The 17,672-nt window shown below is 61.3% G+C and carries 17 protein-coding genes and 1 tRNA gene; 13 read left to right on the forward strand and 5 right to left on the reverse strand.

Features of this window, described 5'->3' with window-relative positions; all coding sequences use genetic code 11:
• Nucleotides 1–96 precede the first annotated feature (96 nt).
• Nucleotides 97–1,257, reverse strand: coding sequence for a trypsin-like peptidase domain-containing protein (locus O987_RS03945; RefSeq protein WP_003058589.1), 1,161 nt, complete (start codon nt 1,255–1,257; stop codon nt 97–99).
• 355 nt (nt 1,258–1,612) lie between these two features.
• Between O987_RS03945 and O987_RS03950 the strand changes: the two genes are divergently transcribed.
• Nucleotides 1,613–2,938, forward strand: a complete 1,326-nt coding sequence (locus tag O987_RS03950) for an MFS transporter (RefSeq protein WP_003058587.1) — start codon at nt 1,613–1,615, stop codon at nt 2,936–2,938.
• Between the two features lie 28 nt (nt 2,939–2,966).
• Here O987_RS03950 and O987_RS03955 read toward each other — a convergent pair whose 3' ends face one another.
• On the reverse strand, nt 2,967–3,665 hold the full coding sequence (locus tag O987_RS03955) for a GntR family transcriptional regulator (protein ID WP_080731438.1): 699 nt from the start codon (nt 3,663–3,665) through the stop codon (nt 2,967–2,969).
• Nucleotides 3,666–3,753: 88 nt separating this feature from the next.
• Here O987_RS03955 and O987_RS03960 point away from each other — a divergent pair, with 88 nt between their 5' ends.
• The 5 genes from O987_RS03960 (at nt 3,754) to pdxA (ending at nt 9,137) form a co-directional block, all read left to right on the forward strand.
• A complete protein-coding gene (locus tag O987_RS03960; protein ID WP_043370913.1) occupies nt 3,754–4,503 on the forward strand; it encodes an enoyl-CoA hydratase/isomerase family protein in 750 nt (249 codons plus the stop codon).
• A 53-nt stretch (nt 4,504–4,556) separates the two neighbouring features.
• A complete protein-coding gene (locus O987_RS03965; RefSeq protein WP_043370915.1) occupies nt 4,557–5,519 on the forward strand; it encodes a tripartite tricarboxylate transporter substrate binding protein in 963 nt (320 codons plus the stop codon).
• Nucleotides 5,520–5,548: 29 nt separating this feature from the next.
• Nucleotides 5,549–7,123, forward strand: coding sequence for a malonate--CoA ligase (locus O987_RS03970; protein ID WP_043370916.1), 1,575 nt, complete (start codon nt 5,549–5,551; stop codon nt 7,121–7,123).
• Nucleotides 7,124–7,238: 115 nt separating this feature from the next.
• On the forward strand, nt 7,239–7,997 hold the full coding sequence (locus O987_RS03975; protein ID WP_080731439.1) for a Nif3-like dinuclear metal center hexameric protein: 759 nt from the start codon (nt 7,239–7,241) through the stop codon (nt 7,995–7,997).
• Between the two features lie 81 nt (nt 7,998–8,078).
• Nucleotides 8,079–9,137 carry a 4-hydroxythreonine-4-phosphate dehydrogenase PdxA gene (gene pdxA / locus O987_RS03980; RefSeq protein ID WP_080731440.1) on the forward strand — a complete coding sequence of 353 codons (1,059 nt, stop codon included), beginning with the start codon at nt 8,079–8,081 and terminating at the stop codon, nt 9,135–9,137.
• Nucleotides 9,138–9,250: 113 nt separating this feature from the next.
• Here the strand turns inward: pdxA and mscL are convergent, their stop codons facing one another.
• Together mscL and O987_RS29030 are read right to left on the reverse strand one after the other, a co-directional pair.
• A complete protein-coding gene (mscL, locus tag O987_RS03985; RefSeq protein WP_003058572.1) occupies nt 9,251–9,685 on the reverse strand; it encodes a large conductance mechanosensitive channel protein MscL in 435 nt (144 codons plus the stop codon).
• Entirely contained in the window at nt 9,660–9,836 is a 177-nt protein-coding gene (locus O987_RS29030; RefSeq protein ID WP_155496306.1) for a hypothetical protein, read from the reverse strand. The genes mscL and O987_RS29030 overlap by 26 nt, the downstream gene beginning before the upstream one ends.
• Between O987_RS29030 and petA the strand changes: the two genes are divergently transcribed.
• The 6 genes from petA to O987_RS04015 all read left to right on the forward strand — a co-directional run bounded on the left by petA (nt 9,835) and on the right by O987_RS04015 (nt 14,143).
• A complete protein-coding gene (gene petA, locus O987_RS03990) occupies nt 9,835–10,437 on the forward strand; it encodes a ubiquinol-cytochrome c reductase iron-sulfur subunit (RefSeq protein ID WP_003058571.1) in 603 nt (200 codons plus the stop codon). The two genes, O987_RS29030 and petA, sit on opposite strands and share 2 nt — an antisense overlap.
• A gap of 14 nt (nt 10,438–10,451) precedes the next feature.
• Entirely contained in the window at nt 10,452–11,867 is a 1,416-nt protein-coding gene (locus tag O987_RS03995; protein WP_003058568.1) for a cytochrome b, read from the forward strand.
• Nucleotides 11,868–11,884: 17 nt separating this feature from the next.
• Nucleotides 11,885–12,640 carry a cytochrome c1 gene (locus O987_RS04000; protein ID WP_003058566.1) on the forward strand — a complete coding sequence of 252 codons (756 nt, stop codon included), beginning with the start codon at nt 11,885–11,887 and terminating at the stop codon, nt 12,638–12,640.
• A 100-nt stretch (nt 12,641–12,740) separates the two neighbouring features.
• Entirely contained in the window at nt 12,741–13,352 is a 612-nt protein-coding gene (locus O987_RS04005; RefSeq protein ID WP_003058564.1) for a glutathione S-transferase N-terminal domain-containing protein, read from the forward strand.
• A 99-nt stretch (nt 13,353–13,451) separates the two neighbouring features.
• Nucleotides 13,452–13,970: a ClpXP protease specificity-enhancing factor gene (locus O987_RS04010; protein WP_003058563.1), complete on the forward strand. Its 519-nt coding sequence runs from the start codon at nt 13,452–13,454 to the stop codon at nt 13,968–13,970.
• Between the two features lie 97 nt (nt 13,971–14,067).
• Nucleotides 14,068–14,143: transfer RNA gene (locus tag O987_RS04015), tRNA-Thr, on the forward strand.
• A gap of 55 nt (nt 14,144–14,198) precedes the next feature.
• Here the strand turns inward: O987_RS04015 and O987_RS04020 are convergent.
• The gene (locus O987_RS04020) at nt 14,199–14,504 is read right to left on the reverse strand and encodes a hypothetical protein (RefSeq protein ID WP_080731441.1); all 306 of its coding nucleotides are present in this window, start codon (nt 14,502–14,504) and stop codon (nt 14,199–14,201) included.
• Nucleotides 14,505–14,818: 314 nt separating this feature from the next.
• Here O987_RS04020 and secA point away from each other — a divergent pair, with 314 nt between their 5' ends.
• Nucleotides 14,819–17,578, forward strand: coding sequence for a preprotein translocase subunit SecA (secA, locus tag O987_RS04025; protein WP_003058559.1), 2,760 nt, complete (start codon nt 14,819–14,821; stop codon nt 17,576–17,578).
• Nucleotides 17,579–17,672 lie beyond the last annotated feature (94 nt).

The raw sequence follows: 17,672 nt of genomic DNA on the forward strand, positions 1-17,672 counted from the left end.
TGATGATCTGTGATGGCGCGCTGCAGCCTGCAACCGGCCGCAGCATGAAAAAAGCCAGCGACGGGCGCTGGCTGGTGTGGTTGGCGGTAGCGTCCGTCAACGGCGGGGGCGGCTCTGCTGCTGCAGGGTGCTGGCTGCAGGGCGGGCGCCCGGAGTGATGTTCAGCACCACTTCGCTGTCGCCGCGGCGCACATCGAACTTGGCGGCTTCGCCGGGCTTGAGCGAGGCCACGGCCGTCAGCAGCTCGGAGACATTGCGGGTCGCGGTCTCGCCCACCTTGACGATCACATCGCCAGGACGCATGCCGGCCTGGGCGGCGGGGCCGGCCTGCAGCACGCCGGTGATGATGACGCCGGCATCGGCCTTGACGCCAAAGGTCTCGGCCAGCTCGGGCGAGAGTTCATTGGGCTCCACGCCGATCCAGCCGCGTGTGACCTTGCCGTCCTTGACGATGCCGTCCAGCACCATCTTGGCCGTGGAGACGGGAATCGCGAAACCGATGCCCATGCTGCCGCCCGAGCGTGAGTAGATGGCCGTGTTGATGCCCAGCAGATTGCCGTTGGCATCCACCAGGGCACCGCCGGAGTTGCCAGGGTTGATGGCGGCATCGGTCTGGATGAAGTTCTCGAAGGTGTTGATGCCCAGCTGGCTGCGGCCCAGAGCGCTGACGATGCCGCTGGTCACGGTCTGCCCCACACCGAAGGGGTTGCCGATGGCAAGCACGCGGTCGCCCACGGCGACCTGGTCGGAGTTGCCCAGCACGATGACGGGCAGCTTGTCGAGCTCGACCTTGAGAATGGCCAGATCGGTCTCGGGGTCCGTGCCGATGACCTTGGCCTTGGCCTGCCGGCTGTCGGTCAGCGTGACCTCGATATCGTCGGCGCCTTCCACCACATGGTTGTTGGTGAGGATGTAGCCATCTTGACTGATGATGACGCCGCTGCCCAAACCAGATTGCTCCTGCGGGCCCTGATCGCCAAAGAAGAACTGGAACCAGGGATCGTTGGCGCGTGGGTGGCGGACCGCCTTGCTCGTGTTGATGCTGACCACGGCGGGCGAGGCCTTGCGTGCGGCTGGCGCAAAGCTGCCCGGGGCGACTTCACCCGCCGGGGCAGTGGGGGCCTGCAGCAGCGAAACCCCGGCATTGCTGCGAATGTTTCCGCGCTGAAGCCAAGTGGGCTGTAGGGTAGCCACTACAAAATAGATAGCCACCAGCACGGTGACGACCTGCGAAAACAGCAACCAGGTGCGTTTCATGTAATGCGTATAGGTAGTAAGGAGAACAAGCCCACATTGTGAAGCATGGCTGCACCGGGCGTCGAAGCGAACATTTGCTTGCGCGCAATTGCATAACGCAAAGCTTTGCAGATTGCAGGAGCGATGGCTATAGGACTGTAGGCATCTAAAGTTTTGCACGGCCAGAAGCCATGAGTGAAAACCCTAGAATGTTTTTTCGACTGCGCTTACGCCGCCGTGACTGCCCACAAGGTGCTCATATTCGGCCTGGTGTGGCTTTGCATCTGAAGCCCGCTGCAATCGGTATGCCACTGCACGTTGACCCGTGATCAGCGGCCTTATCCGCGCTGTCCTGTTGTTCGATCTGGGAAACACCATGACTACGCTTGACCACGCTGCATCGGCCAAAGCGCCGGCTGCTGCGAAGAATCGCCTCCTGAACCGGGAGGACTACAAGACCCTGGGCTTATCGGCCCTGGGCGGAACGCTGGAGTTTTATGACTTTGTGGTGTTCGTCTTTTTTGCCAATGTGATCGGCAGCCTGTTCTTTCCGGCTTCGCTGCCCGAGTGGATGCGCCAGCTGCAGACGCTGGGCATTTTCGCGGCCGGCTACCTGGCACGACCCATCGGCGGCATCTTGATTGCCCACTTCGGCGACATCCTGGGCCGCAAGAAAATGTTCACGCTGTCGGTGTTCCTGATGGCCGTGCCCACGCTGGTCATCGGCCTGCTGCCGACCTATGAAACCATAGGCCTTGCCGCTCCCATCCTGCTGCTGCTGATGCGCGTGATGCAAGGTGCTGCCATCGGCGGTGAAATGCCTGGTGCCTGGGTGTTCGTGGCCGAGCATGCGCCCGAAAAGCGCTACGGCTTCGCCATCGGCGCACTGACTTCCGGCATTACCGGCGGTATTTTCCTGGGCTCCATCATCGGGGTCTGGCTCAACAGCACCTACAGCCAGGGCGAGATCCACGACTGGGCCTGGCGCCTGCCCTTCATCCTGGGCGGTGTCTTCGGTCTGGTGTCGGTGTATCTGCGCAAGTTCCTGCACGAGACCCCCATCTTCCAGGAGCTGCAGGCCCGCAAGGCCGCTGACCGCGAACTGCCGATCAAGACCATCTTGCGCGACCACCGCGAAGCCTGTGTTGTCGTGGCGCTGATGACCTGGGTGCTGTCCACGGCGATTGTGGTGGTGATTCTGTTCACGCCGGCCTATCTGCAGAAGGTGTTCCACATCGAGCCTGCCATGGCCCTGAAGGCCAATGCCGTGGCGACCGTGACGCTGACCATAGGCTGCGTGTTCTGGGGCTGGCTGTCCGACAGGATCGGCACCAAGCTGACCATGCTCGTCGGCTGGGGCGGCATGACGGCCACGGCCTATCTGTTCTACCTGAACCTGCCGGGCAACGAGGCGTCCCTGATCTGCAACTATGCGACCGTGGGCTTCTTCGTGGGCTCCATCTCGCTGCTGCCCGTGGTGGGCGTGCGGGCCTTCCCGCCCGAAGTGCGCTTTACCGGTCTGTCCTTTTCCTACAACATGGCCTATGCCGTGTTCGGCGGCCTGACTCCCATGCTGGTGTCCGTGTGGCAGCAGGTGGACGTGATGGCTCCTGCCCACTATGTGGCGGCCATGGGCGTGCTGGGCATGGCCATGGGCTTCTGGCCGCTGGCCTGCAAGGGCTGGCAGCCGCGCAAGGGGTGAGCCTGCACAGGCGGATGAGAAAAGGCAGTCAGCAGTGGTTGCCTTTTTTTTCGCTGCTCGCGCGTTTGCGACGGCGCGGCTGCATGACGGGCGCGGACACGGTGCTCAGCACCATGTCGGCAAAAGCGCTGCCGCCCGCCGATATATGGTTGCGCATGGCCTCGGCAGCGACTTCACTGTGGCCCGCCAGAATGGCGGCCACCACGGTTTCATGCTCGGCCTGGGAGTGCAGCAGGCGCTCCGGCTTTTCAAACATCTTGCTGCGATACGGCGCGACCCTGAGTCTGGCCTCGCGCGTCTGTTCGACGATAAAGGTGTTTCCGCTAGACTGATATATCAAATCATGCAGTCTGGCATTCGCCTGTTCGTAGCCAATGGAATCGGCTTTCTGGGCATGTGCAGCGGTCTGCGCCAGAGCGGCTTGCAGCAGCGTTCTCTGCTCGGCGTTGATGCGCCGGGCCGCAAGGCGCGCCAGCACGCCTTCCAGCTCGGCGAGCCCTTCCATCATCGCTATCAGCTCGCGGGGATCGAGGTGGCGCACGTAGATGCCCACGCGTGGAAGAATGCTCACCATCCCCTTGGCGGACAGCAGCAGCAAGGCCTCGCGGACCGGCGTGCGTGAAGCCTGGAAGCGCTCGCACAGTGCCTGTTCGTCGATGCCGGCACCCGGTCGCAATGCGCCGCTGCGCAGGTCTTGCTCCAGTGCCAGCCGGATGCGGTCCTGCATGCTGAGCGCGTCTAGGGTTTCTGCCGTTGGTGGATGTTTGGGGTTCATTGTTCAATATTAGATATATCTATTTATATTTCTGATACGCATGAATCCAAGACTGCATGTCCAAGACCGTGTTGCAACCATCACGCTCCAGCGCCCCACGGTGGCGAACCGTCTGGCGCCCGATGATTTGCCGGTGCTCATTGAATGCATAGCATGCGTCAATCAGAGGGAGGATGTGCGGGTGCTGGTATTGCGTAGCGAAGGCAAGCATTTCTGCAGTGGCTACGATATATCACAAATCGAAAACAGCCAGAGCGAAGGCAGCAGCTTCGGCGAGATGGTGGATGCGGTGGAGCAGTGCCGTGCGGTGACCATAGTCGCCATCCAGGGCGGCGTGTATGGCGGCGCGACCGATCTGGCGCTGGCTTGCGACTTTCGCGTGGGCTCGATGGCGGCGGACATGTTCATGCCCGCAGCAAGGCTGGGCCTGCATTTCTACACCTCGGGGCTGGAGCGCTATGTCAGCCGTCTGGGGCTCGATACCGCCAAGCGCCTGTTTCTGACCTGCGAGCGCCTGGATGCCGAGCAGATGAAGGCCTGCGGCTTTTTGACGCATCTGGTGGCGCAAACGGAGCTCGACGAGACCGTGGCGAATCTGGCCGGGACGCTGGCAGCGATGGCGCCCTTGCCCCTGTCCGGCATGAAGAAACACCTGAACCTGATTGCCTGCGGCCGTCAAGACCGCGAGGCGATTGCGCGCGACGTGCAGCGCTCGATCGAGTCCGTGGATCTGCGTGAAGGCGGTCTGGCCTGGCGCGAGAAGCGCGTACCGGTTTTCAAAGGCCGCTAGCGCCGCACTGGCGCCGAAGAAAAACAGCCCCACCTTCCATCAAGGAGACAAGCATGTTCAAGAAAGCATTGGTATCGGCCTGCCTGCTGAGCGCCAGCGCCTTGGCACTGGCGGACGCCTACCCGTCGCGCCCCATCACGCTGATGGTGGGCTTTCCGCCCGGCGGCGGTGCCGACGCGGTGGCGCGCATCGTCAGCGAGAAGCTGGGGCGGGTGTTGAACCAGGCGGTGCTGGTGGATAACCGCCCCGGCGCAGGCACGACGATTGCGTCGGATCTGGTGGCGCGGGCGCCTGCGGACGGCTATACCTTGCTGCTGGGTTCGGCCAATCTCTACGGCACGGACCAGATTCTCTACAAGAGTGCGCGCTATGACGGTGTCAAAAGTTTCACGCCCATCATGCGCTGGAGCGATTCGCCGATGCTGCTGGCGGTGAAAAAGGACTTTCCCGAGAAATCCGTGGCCGGCCTGATAGAGCGGGCGCGCAAGAACCCCGGCAAGCTCAGCTATTCCTCGTCTGGCACGGGCGTGGTCACGCATCTGGCAGGGGCTTCGTTTGCACATGCCGCCGGCATCGACATGCTGCATGTGCCGTTCAAGGGCGGCGCGCCGTCGATTCAGGCCGTGGGTGCGGGCGATGTGGACATGACCTTCGGCACGCCGCCTTCGGTGATGCCGATGGCCGCTGGCGGCAAGCTGCGCATCATGGCCGTGACGACGGCCCAGCGTTCGCAGCTGTTCCCCGATCTGCCGGCCATGCAGGAGTCCGGCATCGATGGGGCGGACTTCACGCTCTGGTTCGGTCTGTACGGGCCGGCCAAGCTGCCCAGGGAGATCACGCAAAAACTGTTTGAGGCCAGCCGTCAGGCCTTGAGCGACCCGGAAGTCAAGGCCAAGCTCGAAAAGCAAGGCGTTGTGGCCTATCCCTCGGCATCGCCCCAGGAGTTCGAGACCTGGGCCCAGGCCGACGGCAAGAAGCAAAAAGTCGTTGCCGAGCGCGCCATGGCCGGGCAATGAAGCGGTTTCCAGCAAAGAGAGTTATCCATATGTCTGACATGAATATGTTCGTCGCACTGCGCGCCGCATTCCCGGCCGATCTGGACGAAGTCGCCATCGAGGTCGTATCGCACGAGGTTCAGGCCGATGCGCCGCTTCTCTATACCTGGCGCGACCTGGACCGCATGAGCGCACGCATGGCGAATTGGCTGGCTTCGCTCGGTCTGCCCGCCGGCAGTCGTATTGCGGTGCAGGTGGAAAAGTCGGTCGAGGCGCTGATGCTGTACCTGGCCACATTGCGGGCGGGCCATGTGTTCTTGCCGCTCAATACCGCCTACCAGAGCGCCGAGATCGAATATTTCATCGGCAATGCCGAGCCCGCCGTGGTGGTGTGCACGCCCGGCAATGCGCACTGGGTGGCAAAGGTGGCTGCAGCCTGCGGCACGCAGCATGTCTTCACGCTGGGTGAAGCGCAGGACGGCAGCCTGCTGGAGCAGGCGCTGCGCTTCGACGAGGTGCAGGTGCCGGTGCCGTGCCGGGCCGACGATCTGGCTGCCATTCTCTACACCAGCGGCACCACGGGGCGCAGCAAGGGAGCGATGCTCTCGCATGGCAATCTGCTCTCGAACGCGCTCATGCTCAAGCAGTACTGGGGCTGGCGCACGCGCGAGCAGGGCGGCGACGTGCTGATCCACGCCTTGCCGATCTTTCATGCGCACGGGCTGTTCGTCGCCATCCATGGCGCGCTGATTAATGGCAGCAAGATCATCTGGATGGCCAAATTCGATGCCAGGGCCGTGATTGCGGCCATGCCGCGCGCCACCGTGTTCATGGGCGTGCCCACGCTGTATGTGCGCATGCTGGCCGAGCCGACGCTGACCAGGGAGGCAGCCAGCCGGATGCGGCTGTTCATCTCGGGCTCCGCACCGCTGCTCATCGAGACCTTTGGCGAGTGGCGCCAGCGCACCGGCCACACCATTCTCGAGCGCTATGGCATGAGCGAGACCATCATGCTTACCTCCAATCCCTACGGTCCCGATGCGCGCCACGGCGGGCAGGACGAGCGCCGCGGCGGCACCGTGGGCTTTGCGCTGCCCGATGTCGGAGTGCGTGTGGCAAGCGACAGCGGGCAGTCGCTGCCCACGGGCGAAGTCGGTGCCATCGAGGTCAGCGGGCCCAATATCTTCAAAGGCTATTGGCGCATGCCTGAAAAAACAGCGCAGGAGTTCACTGCAGACGGCTGGTTCAGGACCGGCGACGTCGGCAGGGTGGATGAGCGCGGCTATATCACTATTGTGGGTCGCAGCAAGGATTTGATCATCAGCGGCGGCTACAACGTTTACCCGGCGGAGGTCGAAGGCTTTATCAACGACATGCCCGGTGTGGCCGAGAGCGCCCTGGTCGGTGTGCCGCACCCGGATTTCGGTGAGGTGGGCGTGGCGGTGGTGGTCGCCAGGCCGGGGCATTCGCCCGGCAGCGAGGCGATCGTCGCGCAACTGAAAGCGCAGCTCGCCAACTTCAAGATTCCCAAGCGCTGCTTTGTCGTGACGGAGCTGCCGCGCAATGCCATGGGCAAGGTGCAGAAAAACCTGCTGCGTGACCAGTACCAAAGTCTGTTCACTTGAAAAGCATAGCTGCTGTCGCATGCTGTCCAATATTTTCAGCAATTATCAGTGTTGAAATGCTTGTACGGCATGCGATAGATGCTCCTTACTTTGAAACAATCAGGGTGCGACAATCATGGGCATGATGACCACCCGCCAAGACATGTTGCAGGCCTTCGATGCCTTGCTGCAGCCCGAACGCTTCAAGGACTACGGACCCAACGGCCTGCAGGTCGAAGGCAAGAGCGAGATTCGTCGCATCGTCAGCGGTGTGACGGCCAGCCGCGCCCTGATCGAAGCTGCGATCGAGGACGGGGCCGATGCCATCTTCGTGCACCATGGTCTGTTCTGGCGCGGCATGGATGGGCGCATCACGGGCTGGCTCAAGGAGCGCATCCGCCTGCTGCTGGCACATGACATCAATCTGTTTGCCTATCACCTGCCGCTGGATGCCCATGCCGAACTGGGCAATAACGCGCAACTCGGGGTGCGGCTCGGAGTGCAGGGACAGGCCGCATTCGGCGACCAGAACCTGGGCTGGCTGGCCGATGTGGACTTTGCCGATGCCGCCGCTCTGGCCGAGCATGTGCAAAGCGTGCTGGGGCGCAAGGTGACGCTGGCCGGTGCGCAAGAGAGCCAGCCGATCCGCAAGCTGGCCTGGTGCACCGGAGGGGCGCAGGGCTTTTTCGAGTCCGCGATTGCCGCCGGCGCCGATGCCTATATCACCGGCGAGATCTCCGAGCCCCAGATGCATCTGGCGCGCGAGATGGGTGTGAGCTTTATTGCTGCCGGCCATCATGCGACCGAGCGCTATGGCGCGCCGGCCGTGGCGGCCCATGTGGCCCAGGAGTGCGGGCTGGAGCACTGCTTCATCGATATCGACAACCCGGCCTGATCCGGTCCCGGACCTTCGTCTCTCACTTTTGATGGCTGCAAGCACTTGATAACAGGGGAGCTTGCGGCGACCCTGATGCCTATGTCCGTCAATGCTTCAACCCAAACCATCGCCATCACCCAGGGCGACTGCGCAGGCATAGGGCCTGAAATCATCGCCAAGGCCTTCCGGGCTGCGCCGCAGGCCATGCGCGGCTGCTTTGTGGTGGGCGAGTTGCAGACTCTGCGCCGTGCCACAGCGCTGGCCGCCCGTGCTGCTGACGGCGATCAGGGCATCGCTCAACCAGTGGTGGTGATCGATGAGCCGGGCCAAGCCTGGTCTGTGCCGGAGGGTGCTGTCGCGCTGCTGAACCTGCCGGGACTGGCGGGGCCTCAGCCCTATGGCCAGATTTGCGCAGCGGCCGGGCAGGCCGCAGCGCAATGCGTGGTCTGGGCCGCGCAAGCGGCTTTGCGCGGCGAGATTGCCGCCCTGGTCACGGCGCCCCTGCACAAGGAGGCGCTGCACCTTGCGGGAGTGACTTTCCCCGGGCACACGGAACTTCTGCAGGCCGAGGCGGCCGCCCATGCGGGCGTTTCGCTCGAGCAGATGCCGGTGCGCATGATGCTGGCCAATGACGAGTTACGCACCGTGCTGGTCAGCATCCATGTGTCGCTGCGCGAGGCCATCGAGGCCATGACCGGGCCGCAGATCCTGCAGACCTTGCGCATCACGCATCAGGCGCTGGGCAGGAACCTGGGACGCGCGCCGCGCATGGCCGTGGCCGGGCTCAATCCGCATGCGGGCGAGGGCGGCATCTTCGGGCGTGAGGAAATCGAGATCATTGCCCCGGCGATCGCCGCAGCGCAGGCCGAAGGCATGGATGTGCAGGGGCCGTTTGCGCCGGACACGGTCTTCATGCGGGCGCGAAATACGCCAGCCCACCCGGGTGAATTCGATGTGGTGTTGGCGATGTACCACGACCAAGGGTTGATCCCAGTCAAATATTTGGGTGTGGAAAAAGGCGTCAACGTGACCCTCGGTTTGCCGCTGGTACGCACCAGTCCCGACCATGGCACGGCCTTTGACATTGCGGGTCAGGGCGTGGCCGACGAGGCCAGCCTGCTCGAAGCCGTACACATGGCACGCAGTCTGGCGATCTGACGCGTCCTCAGCGGCGGTTCGGTGCGATTTCCGTCCGCATGCATGCACGGCAGCGCCCCATGAAAAAAGCCTGCCGGGGCCGGCAGGCTTGCAGTCATCGGACCTGAAGGATCTCAGGCCTTGCGATTGAGGCTGTCGCGGATCTCGCGCAGCAGCTGAATGTCTTCAGGCGTAGCGGGTGCTTGCTCCGGTGCCGCAGGTGCCTCGCGCTTGAGGCGGTTGATCTGCTTGACCATCATGAAAATGATGAAGGCCAGAATCACGAAGTTCACGGCAACGGTGATGAAGTTGCCGTAGGCAAATACAGGAATGCCGGCTTTTTTCAGCGCATCCAGGGTGCGTGGAACTCCCTCGGGCATGGTGCCCAGAACGACGAACAGATTGGAGAAATCCAGCTTGCCGAAGAACAGACCCACCAGAGGCATGATCAGGTCGTTGACCACGGAATCAACGATTTTCCCGAACGCGCCGCCGATGATCACGCCGACGGCAAGATCCATGACGTTTCCCTTGATTGCGAACTCACGGAATTCTTGCATCATGCCCATAAGCAGTTCCAGTCACTAAGAGTTTGAGATAGCGCAGTATTGCGTGACTTTGGCGGTTGTCAACGTCGGACTGGGGCTGGAATAACCATAACCCCGCCGCTAGAATTTGCAGCTGACCCCAAATCAAGCGATGTACTTCGAGGAAATCCATGAGTGACTCTCCAGTCGACTCCAGCAAGCGCACGTGGATCATCACGTCAGCATGTGCTGGTGCCGTGGGCGGTGTGGCAACGGCCGTCCCTTTTGTGAGCTCCTTCCAGCCTTCTGAAAAAGCCAAGGCAGCAGGTGCTGCGGTAGAGGTGGATATCTCCAGTCTCAAGGATGGTGAGAAGCTCACCGTCGAGTGGCGTGGCAAGCCGGTGTGGATCATCAAGCGCACACCCGAGCAGCTCAAGGACTTGCCTGGCCTCGATGGCGAACTGGCGGACCCGAAATCGGTGCGTCATCCCGAAGAGTTCACGCCGCCCTATGCGCAAAATGAAGCGCGCTCCATCAAGCCTGAAATCCTCGTGGTCGTGGGCATCTGCACCCACCTGGGCTGCTCTCCCTCCGACAAGTTCGTCGCGGGGCCTCAGCCTTCGCTGCCCGCAGACTGGAAGGGGGGGTTCCTGTGCCCCTGCCATGGTTCCACCTTCGACATGGCCGGCCGGGTGTTCAAGAACAAGCCAGCGCCGGACAACCTGCAGGTGCCGCCACATATGTATCTGTCCGACACCAAGCTGCTGATTGGTGAAGACACCAAGGCAGCCTGAGGGAGACAAGAACAATGGCCCACGAATTCAAGCAAATCGACCCGAACTCCACGACCGGAGCGAAGGCCATGAACTGGCTGGAGAACCGGTTTCCGACGGCATTCGATGCATACCGCGTCCATATGTCGGAGTACTACGCGCCCAAGAACTTCAACTTCTGGTACATCTTCGGCTCGCTGGCGCTGCTGGTACTGGTGATCCAGATCGTCACCGGCATCTTCCTGGTGATGCACTACAAGCCCGACGCCGAAAAGGCGTTTGCTTCGGTGGAATACATCATGCGTGATGTGCCCTGGGGCTGGCTGATCCGCTATATGCACTCGACGGGCGCCTCGGCGTTCTTTGTCGTGGTCTATCTGCATATGTTTCGCGGTCTTCTGTACGGTTCTTACCGCAAGCCGCGCGAACTGGTCTGGATCTTCGGTTGCGCCATCTTCCTGGTGCTGATGGCTGAAGCCTTCATGGGCTATCTGCTGCCCTGGGGTCAGATGTCGTACTGGGGCGCCCAGGTGATCGTGAACCTGTTCTCCGCCATCCCCTTTGTCGGCCCCGATCTGGCCTTGCTGATCCGTGGCGACTTTGTGGTGGGCGATGCGACGCTGAACCGCTTCTTCAGCTTCCACGTGATTGCCGTGCCCCTGGTGCTGCTGGGTCTGGTCGTGGCGCACTTGCTGGCGCTGCACGATGTGGGCTCCAACAATCCCGACGGTATCGAGATCAAGGGCCCGAATGCACCCAAGGATGAAAAGGGCCACCCTCTGGATGGCATTCCCTTCCACCCCTACTACACGGTGCATGACATCTTTGGCGTGACGGTGTTCCTGTTCCTGTTCTCGGCCGTGGTGTTCTTTGCGCCCGAGTTCGGCGGCTACTTCCTGGAGTACAACAACTTCATCCCCGCCGATCCTCTGCAGACGCCCAATCACATTGCGCCCGTCTGGTATTTCACGCCGTTTTACTCGATGCTGCGTGCCATCACCGGCGAGATGATGTATGTGCTGATCGCCTGCGTGGTGCTGGGTGCCGGCTACGGCATTCTCAAGTCGCGCCTGCCCGGTTTTGCCAAGGGCGCCGTCGCCATCGTGGCCCTGGGTGCCATCGCCATGATGCTGTCCATCGACGCCAAGTTCTGGGGTGTGGTCGTCATGGGCGGTGCGGTCATCATCCTGTTTGCCCTGCCCTGGCTCGATTGCAGCCCGGTCAAGTCGATCCGCTATCGTCCCAGCTGGCACAAGTATGTGTATGCCGTGTTTGTGGTGAATTTCGTCGTCCTGGCCTATCTGGGTGTGCAGCCTCCGTCGCCGATTGGCGAGAAGGTGTCTCAGGTCGGCACGCTGTTCTACTTCGGCTTCTTCCTGCTCATGCCCTGGTGGAGTCGCTTGGGCGAGACCAAGCCCGTGCCCGAGCGTGTGACCTTCAAGCCTCACTGAAGCAGGAGAGAACAAGAATGAAGAAACTGATTCTGACCCTGGTTGCGGCCCTGGGTATCGCCGGTGCTGCGCAAGCCTCCGAAGGCGGCATCCACTGGGACAAGGCGCCGGTCAACACCAGCAATACGGCATCCCTGCAAAATGGTGCCAAGATCTTTGTCAACTACTGCCTGAGCTGCCACTCCGCTGCCTTCATGCGTTTCAACCGCTTGAAGGACATCGGTCTGACCGAGCAGGACATCAAGGACAATCTGCTGTTTTCCACCGACAAGGTGGGTGAGACCATGAAGGCCGCCATCAATCCCAAGGAGGCCAAGGAGTGGTTCGGTGCCAATCCTCCCGATCTGACGGTGATTGCGCGCTCACGCGCCGGCTCGGGCGGCTCGGGTGCCGATTACCTGTATACCTTCTTGCGTACTTTCTACAGGGATGACACCAAGGCCACAGGCTGGAATAATCTCGCCTTTCCCAGCGTAGGCATGCCGCATGCGCTGTGGGAGCTGCAGGGCGAGCGTCGCGCCATCTTCGAAGAGCATGACGACCACGGAACTAAGACCCAGGTCTTCAAGGGTTGGGAGCAGGTGTCTCCTGGCAAGATGAGCGCAGTGCAGTACGATCAGGCAGTTGGCGATCTGGTGAATTACCTGCAATGGATGGGGGAGCCGGCTCAGAACACCCGAACCCGTATAGGGGTGGGCGTTTTGATTTTCCTGGGTATCTTCATCTTTATCGCTTGGCGCCTGAATGCCGCGTTCTGGAAAGACGTGAAATAAGCTTTGCCGCCGTGCAGCAGTTGTCTGCAGCCAAACCGTGTTAGTGCAGAGTGGGGTGCCGTGGGCAACCCACTCTTTTTGATTTTTAGGAGTCTCCACCATGATGGTGCTTTATTCGGGAACGACTTGCCCCTTCTCACACCGCTGCCGCTTTGTGCTGTTTGAAAAAGGCATGGATTTCGAGATCCGCGATGTGGACTTGTTCAGCAAGCCCGAAGAGATCGCCGTGATGAACCCCTATGGTCAAGTGCCAATCCTGGTCGAGCGCGACCTGATCCTGTACGAGTCCAACATCATCAACGAGTACATCGATGAGCGCTTTCCCCATCCCCAGCTGATGCCTGGCGACCCCGTGGATCGGGCCCGTGTGCGCCTGTTCCTGCTGAACTTCGAAAAGGAACTGTTCGTGCACGTGAGCGCACTCGAAGAGCGCAACGTCAAGGGCAATGAAAAGGCTCTGGAAAAGGCCCGTGCCCATATCCGCGATCGCCTGACCCAGATGGCTCCCATCTTCCTGAAGAACAAGTACATCATGGGCGAGAACTTCTCCATGCTGGACGTGGCCATTGCTCCGCTGCTGTGGCGCCTGGACTACTACGGCATCGAGCTGTCCAAGAATGCCGCTCCTTTGCTCAAGTATGCCGAGCGCATCTTCTCGCGTCCGGCTTACATTGAAGCGCTGACGCCTTCCGAAAAGGTCATGCGCAAGTAATTGCACATGAGCGCAGAGCGGGCATGCTGAAGGGATTTCCTTCATCTGCCCGCTTTTTTGTCTTTGCAATCTTCTGGATTTGATTCGTCAGGAAACGAGATGACAGCCCCTGAAACGACTTCAACCCGTCCGTATCTGCTGCGGGCTTTGTTTGAATGGTGTACCGACAATGGCTTGACGCCGCATATCGCCGTGCGTGTGGATCGCAGCACCCAGGTGCCCATGGAGTTTGTACGCGACGGCCAGATCGTGCTCAACATCAGCTACGACGCGACCAGCGGCCTGCTGATCGGCAACGAGTACGTGGAATTCAAGGCACGCTTTGGCGGCCAGTCTCGGGAAATCATGGTGCCCGTGGCAAACGTCATGGCCATCTATGCCCGCGAGACCGGCCAGGGCATGGCCTTCCCGCCTGAGGAGGACGAAGTCTCCGAGGATGGCGATGTGCCATTGATGGACGATAGCGAGCCCGATATGGAGTCGGATGAAGAATCCTCGGCCGAGCGTGTGGTGCAGCTGGTTCCCGTCAAGGCCGAAGCAGAGGCTTCCGGCGAAGAGGATGCTCCTCGCACGCCTCCGCCTGCAGGTGGCCGTCCGGCGCTCAAGCGTGTGAAATAAGCGCAGAGAAGTCCTGGAATCGGAGGCCCGAGGGCAAGCCAAGAAAATTCGGGTTTCTTCTTTTGGGGCTGTTTTTCTACGTTAGAATTCAGTCTTCGCCGGTTTAGCTCAGTTGGTAGAGCACCCGCCTTGTAAGCGGTAGGTCGTCAGTTCGAATCCGACAACCGGCACCAAACAAATAGGTCTCTTCGGAGGCCTTTTTTGTTTTTCAGTGCCTAAAAAGCCTTATCAGGCCTGAACCTTGATGCGTATGCTGGTGACGGCCCAGCCTTTGGTGCGCAGATGGGCGGCCATGGCGGGCAGCAGTTGGCGCACTTTGGCCGCCGCCGCATTATTTTTCACAATCAGGCACCAGCCGTCTTCCTCAATGGGCCCGGCCTGCAGGCTGGCCCGCAGCATGGGCGGCACCAGCGGCATGACCGCCTTGAGCCGGTTGCTGGAATCCTGCGTCAGCGCTGCCAGGCGCGCCAATGTGGGAGACGACTCCATGGCATGGATGGCGGTAACGGCGTGATGACGGCGAACAATGGTCATGCGGGTGGCGGCAGTTTGGCTGGGCGAAGCCCAAGCTTAGCGCAGTCGGCAATGCATGAGGCAGCGCGGGCCGTTTGCGCCAGCAATGCAATCCCGTAGCTACTCTGAAGTAGCGCAAAACCAGGACAGGCCTGCGCGGTTAGAATGATTTTTTTGGTCCTGTTCCTGTTTTGGAGGCGCCAGGAGGTTTTTCACCTATTTTGGGTGTGGCTCTTGACGGCCCCGGGGACGGCCCCATCTGAAGACCAACAATCAAGGAATTCTGGACACATTGCTTTGCGCAACCGGCAAAAAAGCGATGTGCCTTCGCACGCATGGCCACCAATTTCCTCACCAAACTGTTCGGCAGCCGCAATGACCGGTTGCTCAAGCAATACCGTAAGACAGTCGCTCGCATCAATGCGATGGAGCCTGAGTACGAAAAGCTCAGCGATGAGGCATTGCGCGCCAAGACGCAGGAGTTCAAGGATCGCGTTGCCAAGGGCGAGGCGCTGGACGAGCTGTTGCCCGAAGCCTTTGCCGTGGTGCGCGAAGGCTCCAAGCGCGTCATGAAGATGCGTCACTTTGACGTGCAGATGCTGGGCGCCATGGCGCTGCATGACGGCAAGATTGCCGAAATGCGCACCGGTGAAGGCAAGACGCTGACCGCGACGCTGCCCGTGTACCTCAATGCCCTGTCGGGAGAGGGCGTGCATGTGGTGACCGTCAACGATTACCTGGCCAACCGCGATGCCATGACCATGGCTCGCCTCTATAACTTCCTCGGTCTGTCGGTGGGCATCAACCTGCCCAATCTGTCGCGCGAGCAAAAGCAGCAGGCCTACAACTCCGACATCACCTACGGTACGAACAACGAGTACGGCTTCGACTACCTGCGTGACAACATGGTGTACGAGCCCGGCGACCGTGTGCAGCGCGTGCTGAACTACGCCATCGTCGACGAGGTGGACTCGATTCTGATCGACGAGGCGCGCACTCCGCTGATCATCTCCGGCCCGGCCGAGGATCACACGGCCATGTATGTGGCCATGAATCAGATCGTGCCGAATCTGGTGCGTCAGGAAGGCGAAGCCGATCCCCGCACGGGCGAAGGCGTGACCAAGCCCGGCGACTTTACGGTCGATGAAAAATCCCATCAGGTCTATCTGACCGACCAGGGCTATGAAGCGGCCGAGCGCCTGCTGAGCCATGCCGGCCTGATCACCGAAGGCTCGTCGCTCTACGATCCCTCCAATATCTCTCTGGTGCACCATCTGTACGCCGCGCTGCGTGCCAACCAGCTGTACTTCCGCGATCAGCACTATGTGGTGCAGAACGACGAAATCGTGATCGTGGACGAGTTCACCGGCCGCCTGATGGCAGGCCGCCGCTGGAGCGATGGCCTGCATCAGGCTGTGGAAGCCAAGGAAGGTGTGGCCATTCAGGCCGAGAACCAGACCATGGCCTCGATCACCTTCCAGAACTACTTCCGTCTGTACAAGAAGCTGTCGGGCATGACCGGGACGGCCGACACCGAAGCCTACGAATTCCAGGAAATCTATGGCCTGGAGACCGTGGTCGTGCCGCCCAACAAGCCCAGCAAGCGTCAGGATCAGCTCGATCGCGTCTACAAGACCACCAAGGAAAAGTACGATGCAGCGATCAAGGATATCCGCGAGTGCTACGAGCGCGGCCAGCCCGTGCTGGTCGGCACGACCTCGATCGAGAACTCCGAAATCATCGACCAGCTGCTGACCCGCGAGAAGCTGCCCCATCAGGTGCTCAACGCCAAGCAGCATGAGCGCGAGGCCGACATCATTGCCCAGGCGGGCAGTGAAGGCATGATCACCATCGCCACCAATATGGCCGGCCGTGGTACCGACATCGTGCTGGGCGGCAATATCGACAAGCAGCTCAAGGCCATCGAGAGCAACGAGGCGCTGAGCGAGGCAGAGCGCAATCAGCAGATCGAGCAACTGCGTGCCGACTGGCAAGTGGCCCACGACAAGATCGTGGCCCTGGGCGGTCTGCGCATCATCGCCACCGAGCGTCACGAGTCGCGCCGTATCGACAACCAGCTGCGCGGCCGTTCGGGCCGTCAGGGCGATCCCGGTTCCTCGCGCTTCTATCTGAGCCTGGACGACCAGCTGATGCGCATCTTCGCGGGCGACCGTGTCAAGGCCATCATGGACCGCCTGAAGATGCCCGAAGGCGAAGCCATCGAGGCTGGCATCGTGACCCGCTCCATCGAGTCTGCACAGCGCAAGGTGGAAGCCCGCAACTTCGACATGCGCAAGCAGCTGCTCGAATATGACGATGTGGCGAACGACCAGCGCAAGGTGATCTACCAGCAGCGCAACGACATTCTGGATTCGACCGATCTGAACGGCATGCTGGCCGCCATGCGCGAGGACGTGATCACCGACCTGGTGCGCCAGTATGTGCCGGCCGAGTCCATGGAAGAGCAGTGGGACGTGCCCGGCCTGGAAAAGGCGCTGGCCAGCGAATGGCAGATCGACCTGCCATTGCAGCAGGACGTGGCGGGTTCGGAATCCATCACCGACGAAGAGATTCTGGAAAAGGTCGTCAAGGCGGCCCACGATCTGTTCGATGCCAAGGTGGCTCTGATCGGTCAGGAGAACTTCACGCAGTTCCAGCGTGCCGTGCTGCTGCAGAGCTTCGACACCAACTGGCGCGACCATCTGGCCGCGCTGGACTATCTGCGCCAGGGCATTCACCTGCGCGGCTATGCCCAGAAGCAGCCCAAGCAGGAATACAAGCGCGAGGCATTCGAGCTGTTCCGCCAGCTGATCGATCAGGTCAAGACCGAAGTCACCCGCGTGCTGATGACGGTGCAGGTCCGCTCGCGCGAAGAGATGGACGAAGCTGCCGTCGCCATGAACGAGCGCGGTGCCCAGAGCCTGGAGCACATGAGCTATGCCTCGCCCTCGGATACCGAAGGCATGAGCATCGAGGACGACGTGACGCTCGCCGAGCCTCTGGCCATGCCCGAGGGCGTGCATGTGGGCCGCAACGACCCCTGCCCCTGCGGCAGCGGCAAGAAGTTCAAGCTTTGCCACGGCAAGCTGTCCTAACCCCCTGAGGCGCTTTGCGCCTTACCCCAGGAAGGGGACTCATGGCTGTGGGACGCTCCTTGCTAGCCGTCTCTGGCTTGGAGCATGCGTTATC

The organism is Comamonas testosteroni TK102 (genome assembly GCF_000739375.1).
Taxonomy (GTDB): domain Bacteria; phylum Pseudomonadota; class Gammaproteobacteria; order Burkholderiales; family Burkholderiaceae_C; genus Comamonas; species Comamonas brasiliensis.